Below are 19,067 nucleotides of genomic sequence, written 5' to 3' on the forward strand. Positions count from 1 at the left end.
CACGTTTCCCGGTGCCCGCTAACATGCCCGCCCATGAGTGACGACGTACGCAACATCGTGCTGGGCGTGATAGCCGCCGGCGTCAGTGCCGCGCTCGGCTGGATCGCCCGCACCTACCTCTGGCGCCGCAGACTCCGCCGCAAGCAGGCGTTCTTCGGGCTGCCGGGCAACTCCGAGTGCCTGCTCGTCGTCAACCGTGACGCGGGCGGCGACGGTTCCGTCCACCGCCACGACGTCTTCGCCCTGCTGGAGCTCTCCGCCCTCATCAAGGACTGCTCGGCGCACGCCCAGATCCTCTCCCACGACGTCGCCCAGCAGGGCTTCGGCGAACGCACCGAGTTCTGTGTCGGCGGGCCGGTCTCCAACCGCCGGATGGCCGCCCATCTGCATTCGCTGCTGCCCGGCGTGAAGGTGAACACCGACCCCGCGCCCGGCCCCGACCGCAACGCCTTCCAGATCGGCTCGGAGCGCTACCGGGTCGAGAAGGGGGTGGCCGAGTACGTACTGCTCGCCCGGCTGACGGCCGGTCAGGACGCCCGCCCGGTCTTCCTCTTCTGCGGCCAGCAGGCCATCACCAACCAGGCCGCCTCCCGCTACCTCTCCCGCAACTACGAGAAGCTGGCCCGCAAGCACGGCAACAACAGCTTCTGCCTGCTGCTGAAGGTGGTCAACTCCCAGGCGTACGGCCCCGACGTGGTCGAGCTGGTCGCCGACGTGACCCGCGCCGCCCAGTCCCCCGCCCCGGCCCCGCGCAACTCCCACCGGGCCCCCTGAGATCCGCCCGTTCCGGTCCGGCGCACCGCCGGGCCGGGGCGCGGGCTCAGGCCCGGCGCAGCCGGGACCGACCCGCCTCGAGCACGGCACCGACCTCCCGCAGCCGCAGCGGGCGGGCCAGCAGGGCGACCGTGAGCAGCAGGACGACCGCGCCCGCGCCCAGCGCCGCGAAGTCCCCGGCCCCGGCGCAGGACCGTGCGGCCAGATGGCCGAACAGCCCGCCGGGGACCGCCGCCGCCACGAGGCGGAGCTGCGCCCCCAGCGCGGCCGAGCGCAGCGGCGGGGCCCCGGCGCCGAGCCTGCGGTGCAGCACGTACCCGGTGACGGCGAAGCCCGCGAACAGCGCCACGGTGTATCCCCCGGCCATGCCCGTGACGGCCCAGCGGGCCGGCAGCAGCAGATACGCGGCGGCCGCGAGCCCCGCGTTGAGCGCGGCGATCACCAGGTTGAGGAGGAAGGGCGTGCGGGTGTCGCCCATCGCGTAGAAGGCGCGGGAGAGCACGTACTGCCCCGAGTAGGCGACGAGCCCGGGGGCGAACGCCATGGTCATGCCCGCCAGCACGGCGATGTCCGCGTCCCCGGTCCGCCCGTACCCGTAGACCGCGCCCATCGCCCAGGGGGCCAGCGCGAGAAGCAGGGCCGTCGCGGGTATCACCAGCGCGGCCGAGGTGCGCAGGGCGTAGGAGACGTCGCGGCGCAGCCCCGGGAGGTCCTGGTCGGCGGCGGCGCGGCTCATCCGGGGCATCAGCGCGGTCATCAGGGAGACGGTCACGATGCCGTGCGGGACGACCCACAGCTGGAAGGCGTAGCTGTACGCGGTGTATCCGGCACCGCCCGCGAGTCCCTGCTCCTCGGCGCGCAGGCCGACGGTGGTGGAGAGCCGGGTCACCACCCAGTAGGCGATCTGGTTGGTGAGCACCAGCGCGACCAGCCACCCCGCCGCGCGCAGCGGCCGGGTGAGACCGCTGCCGCGCCAGTCGAACCGGGGCCGCCAGCGGAACTCCGCGGCGCGCAGCGCGGGCAGCAGGGCGAGGGTCTGCACGGCGATCCCGGCGGTCGTGCCCCAGCCGAGCAGCCGGGCCCGTTCCGGGGTGAGCGCTCCGTCCGAGCCCGCCACGACGGCCAGATAGAGGCCGAACACCCCGATGACGACGAGGTTGTTGAGGACGGGGGTCCACATCATCGCGCCGAACCGGTCGCGGGCGTTGAGGACCTGGCCGAGGAGGGTGAACAGCCCGTAGAAGAGGATCTGCGGCAGGCAGTACCGGGCCAGGGCGATGGTCATGCCGGCCTGCTCGCCGTCGTAGCCGGGGGCGTACACCTCGACGATCCAGGGGGCGGCGAGGACCGTGAGGCCGGTGAGGGCGAGGAGGCCGACGGTGCACAGGGTGAGGAGCCGGTCGGTGTAGGCGGCCCCGCCGTCGGCGTGCCGCTTGGCCGCGCGGACCAGCTCGGGAACGAAGACGGCGTTGAGGGCGCCGCCGATGAGCAGGGTGTAGAGGATGTTGGGGACGGTGTTGGCGACGTTGTACCCGTCGGCCCGGAGCCCGGTGCCGAGCGCGGCGACGACGACCGCGGACCGGAGGAAGCCGGTCGCCCGGGAGACGAGGGATCCGGCCGCCATGACGGCGCCGTCACGCACCGCCGATCGGGGCGCCCGGGTCGCCGCCCCCGTACCGCTCGCCGTTCCACCCACCGTTGTGTCCCCCGCCCCGCGGCCGTCCGGTCCGGCGTGGAGGGTATCCGGCCGACGACATGCGCATGAGCGGCGGGGCGACCGGGGCGGGCTCCGGACGGGCGGGGGTGGTGCCGGACTTCGTGATGTACGACACATTTCACAGATTTCGGCTGAATTTGCGAAACCTGGGCGCCTGACCGGGGGCTCTTCCTCTGTGAGAAACAATGCCTTGGAGGTATTTCCGTTGTTCGCTGTACGCCGTACCGCCCCGCTCGGCCGCCCGGTCCGGCTCTCCCTGGTCGCCGGTTCCGCGGTGCTCGGATCCCTGCTCACCGCCTGTTCCGGGGCGGCCGCGTCGGACTCGGCGAAGGACGGCGACCCGGCCGCCCGGAAGGCGCGGATCTCGGTGAACCTGAGCGGTGACCGGGCCGTCCCGGGCACGCCGGTCAAGGTGACGCTCGACAGCGGGAAGCTGACGGCGGTCACGGTGAGCGCGGACGGCGGCGCGGCGCTGACCGGCCGGATATCCGCCGACGGGCGGACCTGGACGTCCGAGCGCCCGGCCGCCCCCGGCACCACGTACGGGATCGAGGCGAGGACCGCGCAGGGCGGCAGCGCGAAGGCCGGGTTCACCACCACCGCCGCGCAGAAGGTCAACAAGCTGACGCTGGCCCCCGGCAAGAACACCACGGTCGGGATCGCCCAGCCGCTGTCGATCGTCTTCGACAACCCGGTCAAGGACCGGGCGGCCGTCGAGAAGGCCCTGAAGGTCTCCACCTCGAACCACACCGAGGGTTCCTGGGGCTGGCTCCAGGACTACTCCGGCAAGGACCGCGTCGACTGGCGGCCCAAGGAGTACTGGAAGTCCGGTACGAAGGTCACGCTCGACGCCGATCTCAACGGCGTCGACTCCGGACCCTCCGGCGGCTGGTTCGTCCGCGACTACCGGACCACCTTCACGATCGGCGCCGAGCAGGTCGTGAAGGTGGACCTCGACCGGCACCGGCTGGCGCTGCGGCGGGACGGCAGGACCGTGCTGGACGTGCCCATGTCGGCCGGTACCCCCGGCGGCGAGAAGGCGTCCTGGCGCGGCACGGCCGTGCTGATGTCCAAGGAGGGCACGATCAACATGCGCTCCGAGACGGTCGGCCTCGGCGACGCCTACGACAAGATGGTCGACTACTCGATGCGGCTGACCTGGTCCGGGATGTACGCCCACGCCGCGCCGTGGAACGCGGCCTACTTCGGTGTGGCCAACCGGAGTTCGGGCTGTGTCGGGATGAGCGACGCGAACGCCGGTGCGCTGTACGGGCAGGTGCGGGCAGGCGACCCGTTCGAGATCACCGGCGCGGACGCCAAGGGCACCGTGGCCGAGGGCAACGGCTACGGGGCGTGGAACGTGTCGTGGGCCGACTGGCAGGCGAAGAGCGCCCTGTAGGACGGTCGCGGGAGGCCGGTGCCCCGGGCGGCGGTGCGAGGGGAACCGCTGCCTTCCCCACCGGCGCACCGGTGCTCCGGCGGGAAGGCAGCTGGTCGAGCACCGCCCGGCCGGCGCAGCTGACCTTCTTCTCGCCCGGGAAGGCCCGGTGCACGGGCCCGTCGTCCCGTACGAGAAGTGATCACCGGCTGCTGCCGGGCGGGCACCGCTCTGCTGGGACCGCCTCGCGGCGGCCCCGGCTACTGCGCCCCCGGCAGCAGCGTTCCCGGTTCGGCCGGTGCGATCTCCACGGCCTTCATCTTCGGATTGCGCCGTTCCCGCTTGGCCACCCAGGTCGCGAACCAGGAGAGCAGCATGCACATCCCGATGTAGATCGGTGAGATCACCATCACCACCGGGATGAAGGGAAGATCGTAGTCGAGGTTGGACGCGATGAGCTTGCCCGCGTGCAGAAATTCCTCGTACGTGATCAGGAAGCCGAGCGAGGTGTCCTTCAGCGCGACGACCAACTGGCTGATGATCGTGGGCAGCATGGCGCGCACCGCCTGCGGGGCCAGCACGAAGGTGGTGACCTGCGTCTTGCGCATGCCGAGGGCGTACGCGGCCTCGCCCTGGCCGCGCTCCACCGAGTTGATCCCGGCGCGGAAGACCTCGGCGAGCACCGAGCCGTTGTACAGGGTCAGCCCGGTGACCAGGGCGGGCAGCGGCTGCACCTTCAGCGCCACGAAGATGAAGAAGATCATCACCAGTACGGGCATGGCCCGGAAGAACTCGACGAGCACCGTCGCGATCCAGCGCACCACCCGGTGCACGGAGAGCCGGCCGACCGCGAGGACGGCGCCGAGCAGCAGCGAGAGCACCGCCGCGTACGCGAACGCCTTGAGGGTGTTGCCCAGCCCCCGCAGCAGCAGTTCCTGGATGCCCTTGTACTCGAAGGGGGCCCATTTGGCGGCGGTGAACTGCCCGGTGTCGACGAGCAGGTAGACCACCCAGCCGATCAGGGCGAGGATCAGGACCGTCGCGGCGATCCCGTAGACCCGGTGGCGCTTGCGGGTGGCCGGGCCCGGGATGTCGTAGAGGGCGGTGGCCGCGGGTGCGGTGCGGGTGGTCATCGGGCGACTCCCCAGCGCTTCTCCAGCACGTTGAAGAGCGCGCTGATGGACAGGGTGATGATCAGGTAGCCGACGGCGATCCAGACGAACGACCAGATGATGCTGTAGCCCAGTTCGTTGAGGGTCTTGTAGGTGCCGAGCAGTTCGGTGACGCTGAACGCTCCCGCGATCGCCGAGTTCTTGGCCAGGGCGATGAGGGTGGAGCCGACCGGGGGGATCACCGTCCGGAACGCCTGCGGCAGGACCACCGTGCTCAGCGTCTGGCCGAACGTCATGCCCAGGCTGCGCGCGGCCTCCCCCTGTCCCGTCGGCACGGTGTTGATGCCCGAGCGCAGCACCTCGCAGATGAACGCGGAGGTGTAGCAGCCGAGCGCGAGGACCGCGAAGACCTTGAAGGGCAGGACGAGGCCGAACCGGGGCAGTCCGAGCAGAACCGCGAAGAACAGCAGGGTCAGCGGGGTGTTGCGCAGCACCGTCACCCAGACCGTGCCGATCACCCGCAGCGAGCCGACCGGGGCGACCCGGAAGGAGGCCATCAGGAAGCCGAGGGCCAGGGCCAGGGCCGAGGAGTAGACGGTCAGTTCGACCGTGCCCAGGAAGCCCTTGCCGTAGAGCGAGAAGTTGTCGGTGAGTACGTTCATGTTCGTTGCCCGCCCCTCAGGCGGCCGGATAGCGGTCGATGGGCGGCGGCTTCGGCGCGGGCACCCCGGACAGGCCGAGCGTGGCCTCGAACGCCTTCTTCCAGTTGCCGTTCTTCTGGTTGGCCTCCAGCGCGTCGTCGAGCGCGAACCGCAGCGCGTTGTCGCTGCGCGGGACTCCGATGCCGTACGGCTCCTGGGAGAACGGTTTGCCCACGACCTTCATCTCGTCGGGCGCCTTGGCCGCGAAGCCCAGCAGGATGGCGTCGTCGGTGGTGACGGCGTCGACCTGGTAGGTGAGCAGGTTGTCGACGCAGATCGAGTAGGTGTCGTAGGAGACCAGGATCGCCTTCGGGAAGTCGGCGGCGATGCGCTGGTACGGGGTCGACCCGGCGGCCGAGCAGACGGTCTTCCCGTCCAGGTCCTGCGGCCCGTCGATGCCGTGCTCGTCGGTGCGGACCAGCAGGCCCTGGCCGGCCATGTAGTAGGGGCCGGCGAAGCCGACGAGCTTCTTGCGCATGGCGTTGATGGTGTAGGTGCCGACGTAGTAGTCGATCTGCCCGTTCTGCAGCGCCGTCTCGCGGTTGGCGGAGGCGATGGTGCGGAAGCGGATCGACTTCGGGTCGAAGCCGAGCGAGGCCGACATCATCCGGGCGATCTCGATGTCGAAGCCGGAGTAGACGCCGGTGGCCGGGTCCTTCTCGCCCAGGTAGGGCTGGTCCTCCTTGGCGCCGACCCGGAGGTAGCCGCGCTTCCTCGCATTCGTCCAGGTCGGCGAGGCGGGCAGCCGGAAGGCGGTGTCGACCCGGTACACCGGGAGCTGGTCGGGCCTGGGGCCCTTCACCGGCGGGCTGCCCTCCTTGCCGCAGGCGGCGGCGAGCGCGGCCAGCAGAAGAGCGGAGCAGACGGCCAGGACTTTTCTCGTACGCAACACGGTACGCAACCCCCCGTCAGTGCTTGAGGATCTTGGACAGGAAGTCCTTGGCGCGCTCGCTCTCCGGAGCGGTGAAGAACGCCTCGGGGGTGCGGTCCTCGACGATGCGTCCGTCGGCCATGAAGACCACGCGGTTGGCGGCGGACCGGGCGAAGCCCATCTCGTGCGTGACGACGACCATGGTCATCCCGTCCCGGGCGAGCTGCTGCATCACCTCCAGCACCTCGTTGATCATCTCTGGGTCGAGCGCCGAGGTGGGCTCGTCGAAGAGCAGAGCCTTGGGGTCCATGGCGAGGGCGCGGGCGATGGCGACGCGCTGCTGCTGGCCGCCGGAGAGCTGGGCGGGAAACTTGTCGGCGTGCGCGGCGAGTCCGACCCGTTCCAGCAGTTCACGGGAGCGCCGGTCGGCCTCGTCCTTCTTCCGCTTGCGGACCTTGAGCTGGGCGAGCGAGACATTGGCGAGCACGGTGCGGTGCGCGAACAGGTTGAACGACTGGAAGACCATGCCCACTTCGGCCCGGAGCTCGGCCAGGCCCCTGCCCTCCTCGGGAAGAGGTCTGCCGTCGATCGCGATCCGGCCGGACTCGATCGTCTCCAGCCGGTTGATGGTCCGGCAGAGCGTCGACTTGCCGGATCCCGAGGGGCCGATGACCACCACCACCTCCCCGCGGCCCACGGTGAGATTGATGTCCCGCAGTACGTGCAACTGCCCGTAGTACTTGTTGACGTCCCGCAGTTCGATCAACGGATCGACGGCCATACGCTGCCCTACCCACTTTTCTCCGTACCGAGGTCAGCGCAAACTATCCAGCCCGAAAAGGGACTTCGCCCCCGACACGCATAAACAGGCCATAAGGCGTCTTATGTGCTTGTCTTCGCATGCCTGCCGAAAATGACGGGACGGACCTCAGCCTTCGGCGGATTCCGAGTACACCTGCGAGAGCTCCGGGCTGCCCGCCATCGCCCACTCCAGCCCGGCCCCGACCACGTCGATCTCCCGCCCGGAGGCCAGCCGCACCACGGGCTGCCCACCGGGCCGGATCCCCCAGACCGCGCCGGGGACGGTCCGCACCAGGACCGTCCCGAGGTACAGCCCGGCGTCGTTGCCCAGCCAGGGCAGCTCCTCCGGGTCGTCGCGCCAGCGCGGCGGTAGCTGGTCGAGCGCCGCCAACGACGCCGGGCTGTCGTCCAGTCGGAGCCCGCGCTGCTCCGCCCGGACCCGGAGCAGCTCGCACTCGGCGAGGAGTTCCGCCACCCCGTCGGGGTCGTCCGCGAACGCGGCGGCGAGCCCCGCCTCCTCCACCTTGCCGTGCCGCTTACGCCAGTTGTCCAGGAAAGGGATGTTCATGCCACTCAGGGTCGCACTCCGGCCGCACCGGACACCACAGGGCGCGCGGCCCGACGTCCCCGTACCGGGGTGCGGGGACGGGCGGCCCCGGAGGTGGAGGCGGAACGTTCCGGGCTGGTACCTTCGTGCGCATGTCCAGCCCCGAATCCGACAGAGGCTAGGGCCTTTCGTTTGGATCAGGCCGGATCAGTGAGCGGGATCCGGTGCGTGCGATCGCAAGGCGGAGGAGGGAGTCGACGCGGAGCGTCGGCGACCGACGACAACGCGGCGAGCGTGCGCACCGGGGCACGCGAGCCCGGCATGATCCAAACGAAAGGCCCTCACCACCGGTCCGCCGGTGGCCGATCCGCTGTCGCCAGGCCATCGCCGCAGGACCACCTCCGTGTGGGCCCGCGTTCCTCCCGTGCGCATCCGCCGGGTCACGTCCGTGAACGTTCCGGACGTTCTTCCGCGTTGCCGTCCCGTTCCCTCGGGGCGGGTGCGGGCCCACACCCCTGTTCGGTCCCTCCGTCGGTCTTCCATGGGGTTTCTTCATGCCATTCGCCGTATACGCGCTCGGGCTCGCCGTCTTCGCCCAGGGCACGTCCGAGTTCATGCTGTCCGGTCTGCTCTCGGACATCGCCACCGACCTGCACGTGTCCATCCCCGCCGCGGGGCTGCTGACCTCAGCCTTCGCGGTCGGGATGATCGTCGGGGCGCCCTTGACGGCGCTCTTCAGCCGGAACTGGCCGCGCCGCAGCGCCCTGGTGTTCTTCCTCTGCGTCTTCTGCGCCGCCCATGTGGTCGGCGCGCTCACCCCCGGGTACGGGCTGCTGCTGGCGACCCGGGTCGTCGGAGCGCTGGCCAACGCCGGATTCTGGTCGGTGGCCCTGGTCACGGCGGTCTCCCTGGCCGGTCCCGGGGCACGCGCCCGCGCCACCTCCGTGGTGGTCGGGGGCGTGACCCTCGCCTGTGTGGCCGGGGTGCCCGCCGGTGCGCTGCTGGGCGGGCACTGGGGGTGGCGGGCGGCGTTCTGGGCCGTGGCCCTGGTCTCCGTACCGGCCGTTCTCGTGATCGCGAGGAGCGTGCCCGCGGGGCGGCCGGAGTCGGAGCCGGTGCCCGTCCGGGCCGAGCTGCGGGCCCTCGCCGCCCCGCGTCCGCTGCTGACCCTGCTGACGATGGCGCTGGTGCAGGGCGCGACGTTCTGCGCGTTCTCCTACGTCGAACCGCTGGCCACCCGGGTCACCGGGCTGGACCCGGCCTGGGTGCCCGGACTGCTGGCGCTCTTCGGGGCGGGCTCGTTCCTCGGCGTCACGGCGGCCGGCCGGCTCGCCGACGGCCGACCGGTCGCCTTCACCTCGGGCGGGCTGGTGGCGCTGGTGGCGGGCTGGGCCGCGTTCGCCCCGGCCTCGGGCAACACGTACGCGACGGTGGCGTTCGTGCTCGTCATGGGGATGCTCGCGTTCGGCACCGGTACGGCGCTGATCTCCTGGGTGTTCCGGCTGGCTCCGGATGCGCCGACGCTCGCCGGATCGTTCGCCACGGCCGCGTTCAACGTGGGTGCCGCGCTCGGCCCCTGGCTGGGCGGGCTGGCCATCGACGCGGGGCTCGGCTTCCGGGCACCGCTGTGGGTCAGCGCCCTGCTGACGGCCCTGGCCCTCGCGCCCGCCCTGCGGGTCATGGCCGGGGCACGGGCAGGGGCGGGAGCCGGGGCGAACGCCGGGGCTCCCGCCGCCTGACCAACGGGATCGTGTGCCCCGCCCGGCGCTGAACGGGCGGGGCCGTCCTCGGTCGCAGCAAGCAGCCAGCAAGCGGGATCAGGGACGGGAACCACGCTAGCCCCGGGCACTGACAACGGGCCCGGACAGCGGGCCCGGAGCGGCCCCGTGCGGTGGGCTCAGACGCCGAGGTCCACGACCACCGGGGCGTGGTCGGAGGCCCCCTTGCCCTTGCGCTCCTCGCGGTCGACGTAACTGTCCTCGACGGCGGCGACGAACGGGGCGTTGCCGTAGACCAGGTCGATCCGCATGCCCTTGTTCTTCGGGAAGCGCAGCTCGCGGTAGTCCCAGAAGGTGTACGGGCGGTCGTACTTGAGCGGGCGCGGCATCACGTCGGACAGCCCCTCCTCGCGCAGCGCGGCGAGGGCGGCCCGCTCGGCGGGGGTGACGTGCGTGGCGCCCACGAACAGCGCCGGGTCCCAGACGTCCTCGTCGGTCGGGGCCACGTTGAAGTCGCCGAGCACGGCGAACGGCTGCGCGCCCCCGGCGTCCTCGGCGACCGCCTTGCGCAGGGCCTCGAACCACCGGAGCTTGTACGCGTAGTGCGGGTGGTCGACCTCGCGGCCGTTGGGCACGTAGACCGAGCAGACGCGGACCGGGCCGCAGGTCGCCGAGATCGCCCGGGGCTCCAGCGCCCCGTCGTACTCCGGGCCGCCCGGCAGCCCCTCGACGACGTCGGCCAGGCCGACGCGGGAGAGCAGGGCCACTCCGTTCCACCGGCCGGTGGCGTGGACCGCGGACTCGTACCCCGCCTCGCGGAGCGCCTCCGCGGGGAACTGTTCGGCGGTGCACTTGGTCTCCTGGATGCACAGCACGTCCGTGCCGGTGCGCTCCAGCCATGCCAGCAGCCTCGGGAGCCGGGCGGTGATCGAATTGACGTTCCAGGTGGCGATGCGCATGTACGTAAACCTAGCGGTTGGCACCGACAGCCGCCGGACCGGCGGCGGTCACAGGCCGGTCGACTCGCCGGGGGCCAGCCGGCCGTGGTCGGCGGGGGCCAGCGCACCGATCTGGGTGTCGTAGATCGGCCGGGCGAGATCGGTGAGCAGGGCGTCGTGGATGTCGATGGCGCGGCGCGGGGCGACCTCGCGCACGTAGTCGATGACCTCGGAGATCTTGTTCCAGGGGGCCATCACCGGAACCATCAGCGTGTCGACCGGCCGGTCCGGGACGGTGAGCGCGTCGCCCGGGTGGAAGAGCGCGCCGTCCGGGCCGTCGACGAGGAAGCCGATGTTGGTGATCCTCGGGATGTCCGGGTGGATCACCGCGTGCAGTTCGCCGTGGACCTGTACGTCGAAGCCCGCCGCCGAGAAGGTGTCGCCGTGGCCGACGGTGTGGACCCGGCCGGGGAAGGCCGCGGCCAGCCGGTCGGCGACGCTGCGCAGGGTCCAGAGCTCGGCGGCCGGGTCGGCCTCCAGCGCCGCGCGCAGCCGGCCCTCGTCGAAGTGGTCGGGGTGCTCGTGCGTCACCAGCAGCGCGTCGGCACCGGCGGCGGCGTCCGGTTCGGAGAAGGCGCCCGGGTCGATGACGAGCGTGCGCCCGTCCTTCTCCAGCCGGATGCAGGAGTGGATCTTCTTGGTCAGCGTCGGCTGCGCGGGGTTCACGGCGTCCATGGGCCCATCCTGCTACGGCCGGGGCCGGGTTTCCTCCTGGATCACGGTCTGGGCGACGGAGAAGGCGGCACCGGCGGCGGGGACTCCGCAGTAGACGGCGGTCTGCATCAGCACCTCCTTGATCTCGGTCGGGGTGAGGCCGTTGCGCAGCGCGGCCCGGACGTGTGCGGCCAGGCTCTCCAGGTGGCCGGAGGCGACCAGGGCGGTGAGGGTGACGCAGCTGCGGGTGCGCCGGTCCAGTCCCTCCCGGCTCCACACCTCGCCCCAGGCGTAGCGGGTGACGAGCTCCTGGAAGTCCTCGGTGAAGTCGTCGGCGGCGGCCAGGGCCCCGTCCACATGGGCGTTGCCCAGCACCTCGCGGCGGAGCTTCAGCCCGGGTTCGTACGGGTCGGGCCGTCCGGCGCCGTCCGGGGGCTGCGGCGTGGCGGCGGTGATCTCCGCGACGGGCAGCACGGGGGCGGAGAGCTGCGGGATGGGTGCCGGTACGGGGATGGCGGCGAGGGTGTCCTGCCAGGCCGTGGAGAAGTGGGTGAGCAGGAGGTCCGTGACGGCGGCGGGCTGCTCGACCGGGGCGAGGTGGGAGGCGCCGGGGACCAGTGCGAGGCGGGCGTCGGGGATGCCCGCGACCAGGGTGCGGGCGTCCCCGGGTCCGGTGACCCGGTCCTCGGAGCCGACCAGGACGAGCGTGGGGGCGGTGATCCGGCCGAGCTCGCCGCGGATGTCGAAGGAGGCGAGGGCCTCGCAGGCGGCGATGTAGCAGCCGGGGTCGGTGGTGCGGACCATCTGGACGGCCCAGTCGACGATGGCCGACTGGGCGGCGGCGAAGCCGGGGGTGAACCAGCGCTCGGGCGCGGTGCGGGCCATCGGCTCCAGGCCGTTGGTGCGGACGACGACGCCGCGCTGGCGGAACTCGTCGGCGCTGCCGAACCGGGGCGAGGCGCCGATCAGGGCCAGGGAGGCGACCCGGTGCGGGTGGCGGAGCGCCAGCTCGGCGCCGATCGCGCCGCCGATGGAGCAGCCCGCGTACCCGAAGCGCTGGACGCCGAGGCCGTCGAGGGTGGCGAGGAGGCGGTCGGCGAGGTCGCCGACGGCACCGGCGGGGCGGGCCGGAGCGCCGCCGTGGCCGGGCAGGTCGTAGCGGAGAACTCTCCAGTGCGGGGTGAGCTCGGGTATCTGCCGGTCCCACATGTGCCAGGACGTGCCGAGCGAGGGGCCGAGGACCAGGATCGGCGCGTCCTCGGGGCCGTCGAATCGGTACTGGAGGGTTTCAGTCGTCTTCTCACTCACCCTTCCACGCTCCCATATCGCGCCCCCGGTCCTCCCCCCAGGGCCAGAAGCCCCCTGCGGGAGGACCCGGCGGAAGGGGAGGAACCGGCATCGGGTCCTACGGCGCCGCGGGCGGACGGGCCGGAGGAGAGGGGACGGGGTCCTCCAGTGCCGAGCGCAGCGCCGCCAGCCGGGTGTGCAGTTCCGCGTGGTGGTGCGGGTGCGGGGTCTCCAGGCGGGGCGGGATCGCCGCCCGGAGTCCGGACGTACCGGGGAGGTGTGCGTGGGTGGCTCCGGCCAGGGTCCGCAGGAAGGCATCGACCCGCCCGCCGTCCTCGGGAGCCGGTGGGGCGGGCGGGCTGAGGCGGTCCCACACGAGCAGTCGGCGCACCGCCAGTACGGCGGGCCACAGCCGGTCCGCCGTACTGGTCGCACGGATCTCCTCGGCCGGGACCGCGGCGTGCATGGCCCATAGTTCGGTCATCCGCTGCCACGCGGCCGCGGTGGCTGCTTCCCCGGCCGCCCCCGTACGCAGATGTTCCCCCAGGGCGTCCCCCGTCGCGGCCACGGCGTTCGACACGGACAGGCACACCCTGCGTCGCGGCACGCCGCGCACGAACAGGGCCGCGGCCACGCCGAGCGCGAGGCCGAGGGTCAGGTCGAGGGCCCGGAAGGCGGCGAGCCTGCCGAGCCCGGAGGTGGGAGAGGCCGCGTCGATCAGCAGCAACGCGACCGGGGTGGCCAGCATCGTGCGTACGGACAGGGCTGCGGGAGGCAGCGCGCGCGTGATCGCGTGTGCGGCGGCGGCCACCGCCACGGTCGCCCAGGTCCCCGGCTGGTAGGAGTGGAAGACAAGGGCTGTGCCCCCGACCCCGGCCAGGGTCCCGGCGAAGCGCGCCTCCGCCCGCTGCGCGGGCTGCTGTCCCGGACCGCCCTGCAGTACGGCGGCCGCCCCCACGGCGACCCATGCCGGATGCAGGAGCGGAAGCACGGCGCCCAGCGCGGTTCCCACCGCCACGGCCAGCCCGACCCGGAGCGCCACCGTAGGGGCGGAGGAGGAGCGGGACAGCATGTGGCGCAGGTCCGCGGCCACGCTCCGGTGCGGGGGAAGCGGCAGGGGCCCGGGCCCTTGTCCGGGCTGCGGCAGCCCCGGGGAGGATTCCCGGCCGGCCTTTCGCATGGCCGCCGGTCCCTCGGTACCGGACCGGCCGAGGTCCGGCTCCCTGCCCGCCTCGATCTCGTCCGCGGCGGTGCGGAGCCGGGAGGCCGGACCGGCCGGCATCGGGCTTCCACCCCGTTCCCCCGTGCTCTGCGCCGCGTCCAGGACAACCTCCAGCCTCTTCATGAAGGCGTAGAGCCGCATGCGGCGGGCCGGAGGCGACCCGGGCCGCCGTCCCGTGCGGGCGTCGTCCAACGCCGCCCACGCCGAGTGCACCGCCGTGCAGGCCTGTCGCTGCGCGGTGATGAACTCCCGCGACAGGCCGTCCCGTTGTGCGTCCTGCTCCGTGCCGCCGCACCTGTCCACGAATGCCGCCACGGATCGGAACGCCGCCGAGACGGCCCGTTCCTCCGGCCGGAACGGCCGTGTCAGCCACCCGGACATGCCCGACACCCAGGACACGGCCGTTCCCAGGGCGAGGCATCCCGCCTGGATCGCTGTCTCCGTGAGGCCGGTCGGTGGCAGGAAGGCCGCCATCGCGGCGACCAGGACGACGAAGTAGCTTCCCGGACCGCTCGGATGCAGCGCGTGGACGAACAGCGTCGACACGACGGCGACGACGGAGAGCACCGCCACCATCGCCCATGCGTTGCCCTGTGCCAGCCCTCCCACGGCGAAGGCCACGACGAAACCCATCGACAGCGCGGCAAGCAGCGGGCCCCGGCGGGGATAGGGATCGCGGGCTCCATAGGCGTCGACGTAGCAGCCGATCGCGGTGAAGACGCCGTAGTGGATCCCGGCGACCGCGGTGACCGTACCCACGGACAGCCCGAAGGCGACCAGCGCCCGCACGGCACGTCGCCCGCTGAATCGGCCCGTCACGCGCCATCCCTCCGGGGCCCGTGACGGACGACGGAACCCAAGGTGAGGGCGAGGGCGCGGCTGTTCGGGGAACCGTGGCCGGGCAGCGGACCCGGGGAACCGGCGCCGCCCACGCTCAACACCGCCTCCGGTCCGCGAGGCGCTCGACCACGTACTCACGCGCCCCGTCCTTACTCGGACCGATCCGGCCCACCGGTCGGTGGAACCGTCCCGGCCCCGGATGTCCAGCCTGCTCCGCCAACGTCGATCCGCCCTTTCGCTCCAGCGATGCGAGGGGCCCACGCACGGCACCAGCACCGATCCGGGTGACCGTGGCTCCCGCCCGCGGCGCACGGACCGCTCGTGCCTCCGGCCGTGACCGCGCATCAGGCGGTTCCCGACCACTCGCAGGCGGCCCAACGACTGATCCGCCCAACCGTCACACACACCGCACCGCGGACCGCGCGGCCCGGTGTCCGAGGCCCGTCGTACTCTTCCCCGAGTCCATCTGCTCCGGGAGATCCGTATGTCCGCCCGCGCTCGGCTCCGTGCCGTCGTCCCCGCTCCTCTGCCTCCGTCCCAGGCCGGTCCGCCGGAGATCACGGGGCGGCCCGGGCACCGGATGCTCGTCCAGCGCTGCGACGACGAGGTCGTGGCCCGGGCCCTGGACGACACCTTCGCCGCACGTCCGGGGCCGGGCATCCGCTTCCCCGCGCCGTGGCCCCGCCGCCGCGGAACGTGGGAACTGGCCCCGGACGCGAGCCTGGCGGTCTTCGCCGGGGTTCATGCCGTGCGCGCGGTGGAGCCGTCGGGCGTCGTGCGGTGGGAGGTCCGCCACGGGTGCTGGTACGGCGCGTGCCGGGACGCGCACGAGTCGTACGCCGAGTACGCGGACCGGCGGGACCACCGGTACCCGGAGAGCGGGTCCGTCGGCTTCTCCGCGGACGGCCGACTCGTCTGGGCCCATGTACGCGGCCCGTTGCCCGGCGGAGAGCCGAGCCCCGACACGGTCGACGAGTGGCTGGTCATCGACGCGGGGAGGGGGCATGTGCTCGCCCGTGCCGACGCCGAAGCCGCAGCGGCGGGGAGCTTCCACTTCCCCCACCCGGCCGATCCCCACCAGATGGGGCTGAGCATCGGCGAGGGCCAGGACGGAGCACCGCTGCGCTGGGGCAGGTGGGACGGGAACGCGCTGGCCGTGGACTGTCTGGACGACGATCTGTGCCTGCTGCACCTCAGCCCCTCGGGCGACCGGCTCATGACCGTCTCCCACGACCAGGGCTCCCTCGCCGTACGGGATTCCGGGGGCGCCGTCGTGGCCGGGCTGGAGTGGGACGCCGAGGCTGCGGTCCCCCCGCACCCCGGTGCTCCCACCGACGACGAGGACGGGCCGGGCGCCTGCTGGGACTGGGCCGGAGGCTTTCTCGACGAGACCACCCTGCTCGTCTCGACCACCGAGAGCGACGACGAGTGGGGGCAGGGCCGGCACTGGCTGGTCGACACCACGGAGTCGGGCGGACCCGTGCCGGTCGGCTACCCCTTGCCGGTCTCCGGCGAGCCGACCGCGTTGGGCGGCGGCGCCTGGACGACACTGTCCCCGGGCCGCGACGTTCTCCACGTCTGGGAGCTGGACGGGCCGGAAGGCTGATCCCGGGCCGGAATCGATCGCACAGCCCGACCGGTCCGGCGAGCACTCCACGCGCGAGCCGGGAGCGCGTACGGCGACACGCGGGCGGCCACGGGTGCCGGGGCGGCGCGCTCCCGGTAGCGTCGGGCGGGAGACGTCCCGACGGAGAGAAGGCGTCGCAGTGTCCCGGAACCGCCGCTTGATCCTCTGCCCGCCGTCCACCGTGTGGGACCTGCTGGCCGACGGCAGCCGGTACGGGGAGTGGGTCTCGGGCACCCAGCGGATCATCGCCGTCGACCCGCACTGGCCCGAGGTCGGTGCCCGGCTGCGGTTCCGGGTGGGCCTCGGCCCCGTCACCCTCGACGACACCTGCACCGTCCGCATCTGCGACCCCGGGCGCCGTCTGGAGCTGGAGGCCCAGGCGTCCCCGTTCGGCGCGGCCCGTATCGCCATGAACCTGATCCCGTGGGGCGGGAACACCCTCTTCCTCCTCGAATGGCATCCGCTGCGGGGCCCCGGTACCCGGATGCACGGACTCCCCGTCGACTACCTCGCCTCCATCCGCAACGGCATGATGCTGACGAAGCTCGCCCGGATCGCCGTCCGGGAGGGCGACGGCGCCACCGTGCCCAGGCCCTGACCGGCCGTCGGCCCCATCGGCACCCGGGCCGCCCCGGGGACGCGGGAACCCCCGCCGGGACCGTCCGGCGGGGGTTCCACGGCTGTCGCCTGCCGTGCGTGTCTCGCTTTCGTCTATGCGTCCTCCCTGCTCCCGGCGGCCCGTACCGGGAAGAGCGTGGACCAGCGGGCCTCCTCCTCGCGCTGCTCCCGGGCCCGGAGCAGCCGGGACCGGACGGCCAGGCAGATCACCGCGGTGACACCGGCCACCGCGGGCAGGACGGCCAGGCCCGGGGCCACGGACAGGAGCAGCAGGAGCGGGGTGAGGGGCACCGTGCCCCAGCCGGTCAGAACGGCCGCCGCCGCGGGCCGGCGCGAGCGCGGCCGGTCCGGACCGGCCCGGAGGTCGAGGTAGGCGGGCAGGTACCAGACGTTTCCGGCTGCGAGGAGTACGAGGACTCCTCCCGCCAGCACTCCGTGGGACATCGGTGGCACTCCTCGGGAAGCGGTGCGGGGCGGGTCAGTGCGAGGCGGATTCGAGGGCGGTGATCTCCGGGTGGTGGAGGTCGAAGGCCGGGGATTCGCTGCGGATGCGGGGCAGGGAGGTGAAGTTGTGCCGGGGCGGCGGGCAGGAGGTGGCCCATTCCAGGGAGCGGCCGTAGCCCCAGGGGTCGTCGACGGTGACCTTCTCGCCGTACTGGCTGGTCTTCCAGACGTTGTAGAAGAAGGGCAGGAACGACAGTCCGAGCAGGAACGACCCGATGGTGGAGAGGGTGTTGAGCGCGGTGAATCCGTCGGCGGCGAGATAGTCGGCGTACCGGCGGGGCATTCCCTGGGCGCCGAGCCAGTGCTGGACCAGGAAGGTGAGGTGGAATCCGGCCGTCAGCGTCCAGAACGTTATTTTCCCAAGCCGTTCGTCGAGCATTTTTCCGGTGAACTTCGGCCACCAGAAATGGAATCCGGCGAACATCGCGTACACGACCGTGCCGAAGAGCGTGTAGTGGAAGTGCGCGACGACGAAGTACGAGTCGGAGACGTGGAAGTCGAGCGGCGGCGAGGCCAGGATGACGCCGGTCAGTCCGCCGAACACGAAGGTGATGAGGAATCCGGTGGTCCAGAGCATCGGGGTCTCGAAGGAGAGCGACCCCTTCCACATCGTGCCGATCCAGTTGAAGAACTTCACCCCGGTCGGTACGGCGATCAGGAAGGTCATGAACGAGAAGAAGGGGAGCAGCACACCGCCGGTCACGTACATGTGGTGGGCCCAGACGGTGACGGAGAGGCCGGCGATGGCGATCGTCGCGGCGACCAGGCCGATGTAGCCGAACATCGGCTTGCGGGAGAAGACGGGGACGATCTCGGAGACGATTCCGAAGAACGGCAGCGCCAGGACGTAGACCTCGGGATGGCCGAAGAACCAGAAGAGGTGCTGCCAGAGCAGGGCGCCGCCGTTGGCCGGGTCGAAGATGTGCGAACCGAATTTCCGGTCCATTTCCAGGGCGAAGAGCGCGGCCGCCAGGACCGGGAAGACCAGAAGGATGAGTACGGCGGTCAGCAGTACGTTCCAGGTGAAGATCGACATCCGGAACATGGTCATTCCGGGGGCGCGCATGCAGATGATGGTGGTGATGAAATTGACCGCGCCGAGAATGGATCCGAATCCGGAGAGCGCCACGCCCATGATCCACATGTCGGCGCCGATGCTCGGGGAATGCGTGGCGTCGGAGAGCGGGGCGTACGCGAACCAGCCGAAGTCGGCGGCGCCCTGGGGGGTGAGGAACCCCGCGGCGGCGATCAGCGAGCCGAAGAGGAACAGCCAGTAGGCCAGCATGTTCAGCCTCGGGAACGCCACGTCGGGGGCGCCGATCTGGAGCGGCATCAGCCAGTTGGCGAATCCGGTGAACAGCGGCATCGCGAAGAGCAGCAGCATCACCGAGCCGTGCATGGTGAACGCCTGGTTGAACTGCTCGTTGGAGATGATCTGCGTCCCGGGACGGGCGAGCTCGGCGCGCATCACGAGCGCCATCACACCGCCGACGAGGAAGAACAGGAACGCGGTGACGAGGTACAGCGTGCCGATCTGCTTGTGGTCGGTCGTGGTGAGCCACGAGACGACGATCCGGCCGCGGGAGCGGCGGCCGGGCCGGTCGGGGCCGGGGGGCAGGGGCCCTTGTGCGGGGGCTGCCGGGCTGCCCTGCTTTTCCATTGCGTCCACCGGACCGTGTCCTCCAGCTCTTGCGTTCC

Annotated in this window: 17 protein-coding genes; 5 read left to right on the forward strand and 12 right to left on the reverse strand. The window is 72.0% G+C overall.

Annotation, left to right across the window (positions count from 1 at the left end):
- Positions 1-33: 33 nt before the first annotated feature.
- Entirely contained in the window at positions 34-774 is a 741-nt protein-coding gene (locus ACF08W_RS20780) for a hypothetical protein (protein WP_385216227.1), read from the forward strand.
- A gap of 46 nt (positions 775-820) precedes the next feature.
- Here the strand turns inward: ACF08W_RS20780 and murJ are convergent, their stop codons facing one another.
- Positions 821-2,608, reverse strand: a complete 1,788-nt coding sequence (gene murJ / locus ACF08W_RS20785) for a murein biosynthesis integral membrane protein MurJ (RefSeq protein ID WP_392280129.1) — start codon at positions 2,606-2,608, stop codon at positions 821-823.
- 88 nt (positions 2,609-2,696) lie between these two features.
- Between murJ and ACF08W_RS20790 the strand changes: the two genes are divergently transcribed.
- The gene (locus ACF08W_RS20790) at positions 2,697-3,890 is read left to right on the forward strand and encodes an Ig-like domain-containing protein (protein WP_392280130.1); all 1,194 of its coding nucleotides are present in this window, start codon (positions 2,697-2,699) and stop codon (positions 3,888-3,890) included.
- 239 nt (positions 3,891-4,129) lie between these two features.
- Here ACF08W_RS20790 and ACF08W_RS20795 read toward each other — a convergent pair whose 3' ends face one another.
- The 5 genes from ACF08W_RS20795 to ACF08W_RS20815 form a co-directional block, all read right to left on the reverse strand.
- Positions 4,130-5,002 carry an amino acid ABC transporter permease gene (locus ACF08W_RS20795; protein WP_352280476.1) on the reverse strand — a complete coding sequence of 291 codons (873 nt, stop codon included), beginning with the start codon at positions 5,000-5,002 and terminating at the stop codon, positions 4,130-4,132.
- Complete coding sequence (locus ACF08W_RS20800; RefSeq protein WP_352280475.1) at positions 4,999-5,643, reverse strand: amino acid ABC transporter permease; 645 nt, start codon at positions 5,641-5,643, stop codon at positions 4,999-5,001. The genes ACF08W_RS20795 and ACF08W_RS20800 overlap by 4 nt, the downstream gene beginning before the upstream one ends.
- Before the next feature lie 16 nt (positions 5,644-5,659).
- Complete coding sequence (locus ACF08W_RS20805; RefSeq protein WP_392280237.1) at positions 5,660-6,571, reverse strand: glutamate ABC transporter substrate-binding protein; 912 nt, start codon at positions 6,569-6,571, stop codon at positions 5,660-5,662.
- Between the two features lie 19 nt (positions 6,572-6,590).
- Positions 6,591-7,334: an amino acid ABC transporter ATP-binding protein gene (locus tag ACF08W_RS20810; RefSeq protein WP_366297813.1), complete on the reverse strand. Its 744-nt coding sequence runs from the start codon at positions 7,332-7,334 to the stop codon at positions 6,591-6,593.
- Between the two features lie 147 nt (positions 7,335-7,481).
- On the reverse strand, positions 7,482-7,922 hold the full coding sequence (locus ACF08W_RS20815; RefSeq protein ID WP_392280131.1) for a DUF6278 family protein: 441 nt from the start codon (positions 7,920-7,922) through the stop codon (positions 7,482-7,484).
- Positions 7,923-8,455: 533 nt separating this feature from the next.
- Here ACF08W_RS20815 and ACF08W_RS20820 point away from each other — a divergent pair.
- Positions 8,456-9,640, forward strand: coding sequence for a Cmx/CmrA family chloramphenicol efflux MFS transporter (locus ACF08W_RS20820; protein WP_392280132.1), 1,185 nt, complete (start codon positions 8,456-8,458; stop codon positions 9,638-9,640).
- 158 nt (positions 9,641-9,798) lie between these two features.
- Here ACF08W_RS20820 and ACF08W_RS20825 read toward each other — a convergent pair whose 3' ends face one another.
- The 4 genes from ACF08W_RS20825 to ACF08W_RS20840 form a co-directional block, all read right to left on the reverse strand.
- On the reverse strand, positions 9,799-10,578 hold the full coding sequence (locus ACF08W_RS20825) for an exodeoxyribonuclease III (protein ID WP_392280133.1): 780 nt from the start codon (positions 10,576-10,578) through the stop codon (positions 9,799-9,801).
- Positions 10,579-10,626: 48 nt separating this feature from the next.
- Positions 10,627-11,292, reverse strand: coding sequence for an MBL fold metallo-hydrolase (locus ACF08W_RS20830; RefSeq protein WP_352280220.1), 666 nt, complete (start codon positions 11,290-11,292; stop codon positions 10,627-10,629).
- A 12-nt stretch (positions 11,293-11,304) separates the two neighbouring features.
- On the reverse strand, positions 11,305-12,579 hold the full coding sequence (locus ACF08W_RS20835; protein WP_352280219.1) for an alpha/beta fold hydrolase: 1,275 nt from the start codon (positions 12,577-12,579) through the stop codon (positions 11,305-11,307).
- Positions 12,580-12,676: 97 nt separating this feature from the next.
- The gene (locus ACF08W_RS20840) at positions 12,677-14,599 is read right to left on the reverse strand and encodes an FUSC family protein (RefSeq protein ID WP_392280134.1); all 1,923 of its coding nucleotides are present in this window, start codon (positions 14,597-14,599) and stop codon (positions 12,677-12,679) included.
- A gap of 505 nt (positions 14,600-15,104) precedes the next feature.
- Between ACF08W_RS20840 and ACF08W_RS20845 the strand changes: the two genes are divergently transcribed.
- Together ACF08W_RS20845 and ACF08W_RS20850 are read left to right on the forward strand one after the other, a co-directional pair.
- The gene (locus ACF08W_RS20845; protein ID WP_392280135.1) at positions 15,105-16,226 is read left to right on the forward strand and encodes a hypothetical protein; all 1,122 of its coding nucleotides are present in this window, start codon (positions 15,105-15,107) and stop codon (positions 16,224-16,226) included.
- A gap of 160 nt (positions 16,227-16,386) precedes the next feature.
- Positions 16,387-16,845: an SRPBCC family protein gene (locus ACF08W_RS20850; protein WP_392280136.1), complete on the forward strand. Its 459-nt coding sequence runs from the start codon at positions 16,387-16,389 to the stop codon at positions 16,843-16,845.
- A gap of 113 nt (positions 16,846-16,958) precedes the next feature.
- Here ACF08W_RS20850 and ACF08W_RS20855 read toward each other — a convergent pair whose 3' ends face one another.
- Together ACF08W_RS20855 and ctaD are read right to left on the reverse strand one after the other, a co-directional pair.
- A complete protein-coding gene (locus ACF08W_RS20855) occupies positions 16,959-17,309 on the reverse strand; it encodes a hypothetical protein (protein WP_352280215.1) in 351 nt (116 codons plus the stop codon).
- A 34-nt stretch (positions 17,310-17,343) separates the two neighbouring features.
- Positions 17,344-19,029 (reverse strand): cytochrome c oxidase subunit I, encoded by a 1,686-nt coding sequence (ctaD, locus tag ACF08W_RS20860; protein ID WP_392280238.1) that lies wholly within the window; start codon positions 19,027-19,029, stop codon positions 17,344-17,346.
- Positions 19,030-19,067 lie beyond the last annotated feature (38 nt).

This window comes from Streptomyces sp. NPDC015144, assembly GCF_043079735.1.
Taxonomy (GTDB): Bacteria; Actinomycetota; Actinomycetes; order Streptomycetales; family Streptomycetaceae; genus Streptomyces.

Bases quoted from the DNA above. Each gene is read 5' to 3' on its own strand.
- ACF08W_RS20780 (WP_385216227.1), top strand. From the start codon at position 34: ATGAGTGACGACGTACGCAACATCGTGCTGGGCGTGATAGCCGCCGGC.
- murJ (WP_392280129.1), bottom strand. From the start codon at position 2,608: ATGTGTCGTACATCACGAAGTCCGGCACCACCCCCGCCCGTCCGGAGC.
- ACF08W_RS20795 (WP_352280476.1), bottom strand. From the start codon at position 5,002: ATGACCACCCGCACCGCACCCGCGGCCACCGCCCTCTACGACATCCCG.
- ACF08W_RS20800 (WP_352280475.1), bottom strand. From the start codon at position 5,643: ATGAACGTACTCACCGACAACTTCTCGCTCTACGGCAAGGGCTTCCTG.
- ACF08W_RS20810 (WP_366297813.1), bottom strand. From the start codon at position 7,334: ATGGCCGTCGATCCGTTGATCGAACTGCGGGACGTCAACAAGTACTAC.
- ACF08W_RS20815 (WP_392280131.1), bottom strand. From the start codon at position 7,922: ATGAACATCCCTTTCCTGGACAACTGGCGTAAGCGGCACGGCAAGGTG.
- ACF08W_RS20820 (WP_392280132.1), top strand. From the start codon at position 8,456: ATGCCATTCGCCGTATACGCGCTCGGGCTCGCCGTCTTCGCCCAGGGC.
- ACF08W_RS20825 (WP_392280133.1), bottom strand. From the start codon at position 10,578: ATGCGCATCGCCACCTGGAACGTCAATTCGATCACCGCCCGGCTCCCG.
- ACF08W_RS20830 (WP_352280220.1), bottom strand. From the start codon at position 11,292: ATGGACGCCGTGAACCCCGCGCAGCCGACGCTGACCAAGAAGATCCAC.
- ACF08W_RS20845 (WP_392280135.1), top strand. From the start codon at position 15,105: ATGTCCGCCCGCGCTCGGCTCCGTGCCGTCGTCCCCGCTCCTCTGCCT.
- ACF08W_RS20855 (WP_352280215.1), bottom strand. From the start codon at position 17,309: ATGTCCCACGGAGTGCTGGCGGGAGGAGTCCTCGTACTCCTCGCAGCC.
- ctaD (WP_392280238.1), bottom strand. From the start codon at position 19,029: ATGGAAAAGCAGGGCAGCCCGGCAGCCCCCGCACAAGGGCCCCTGCCC.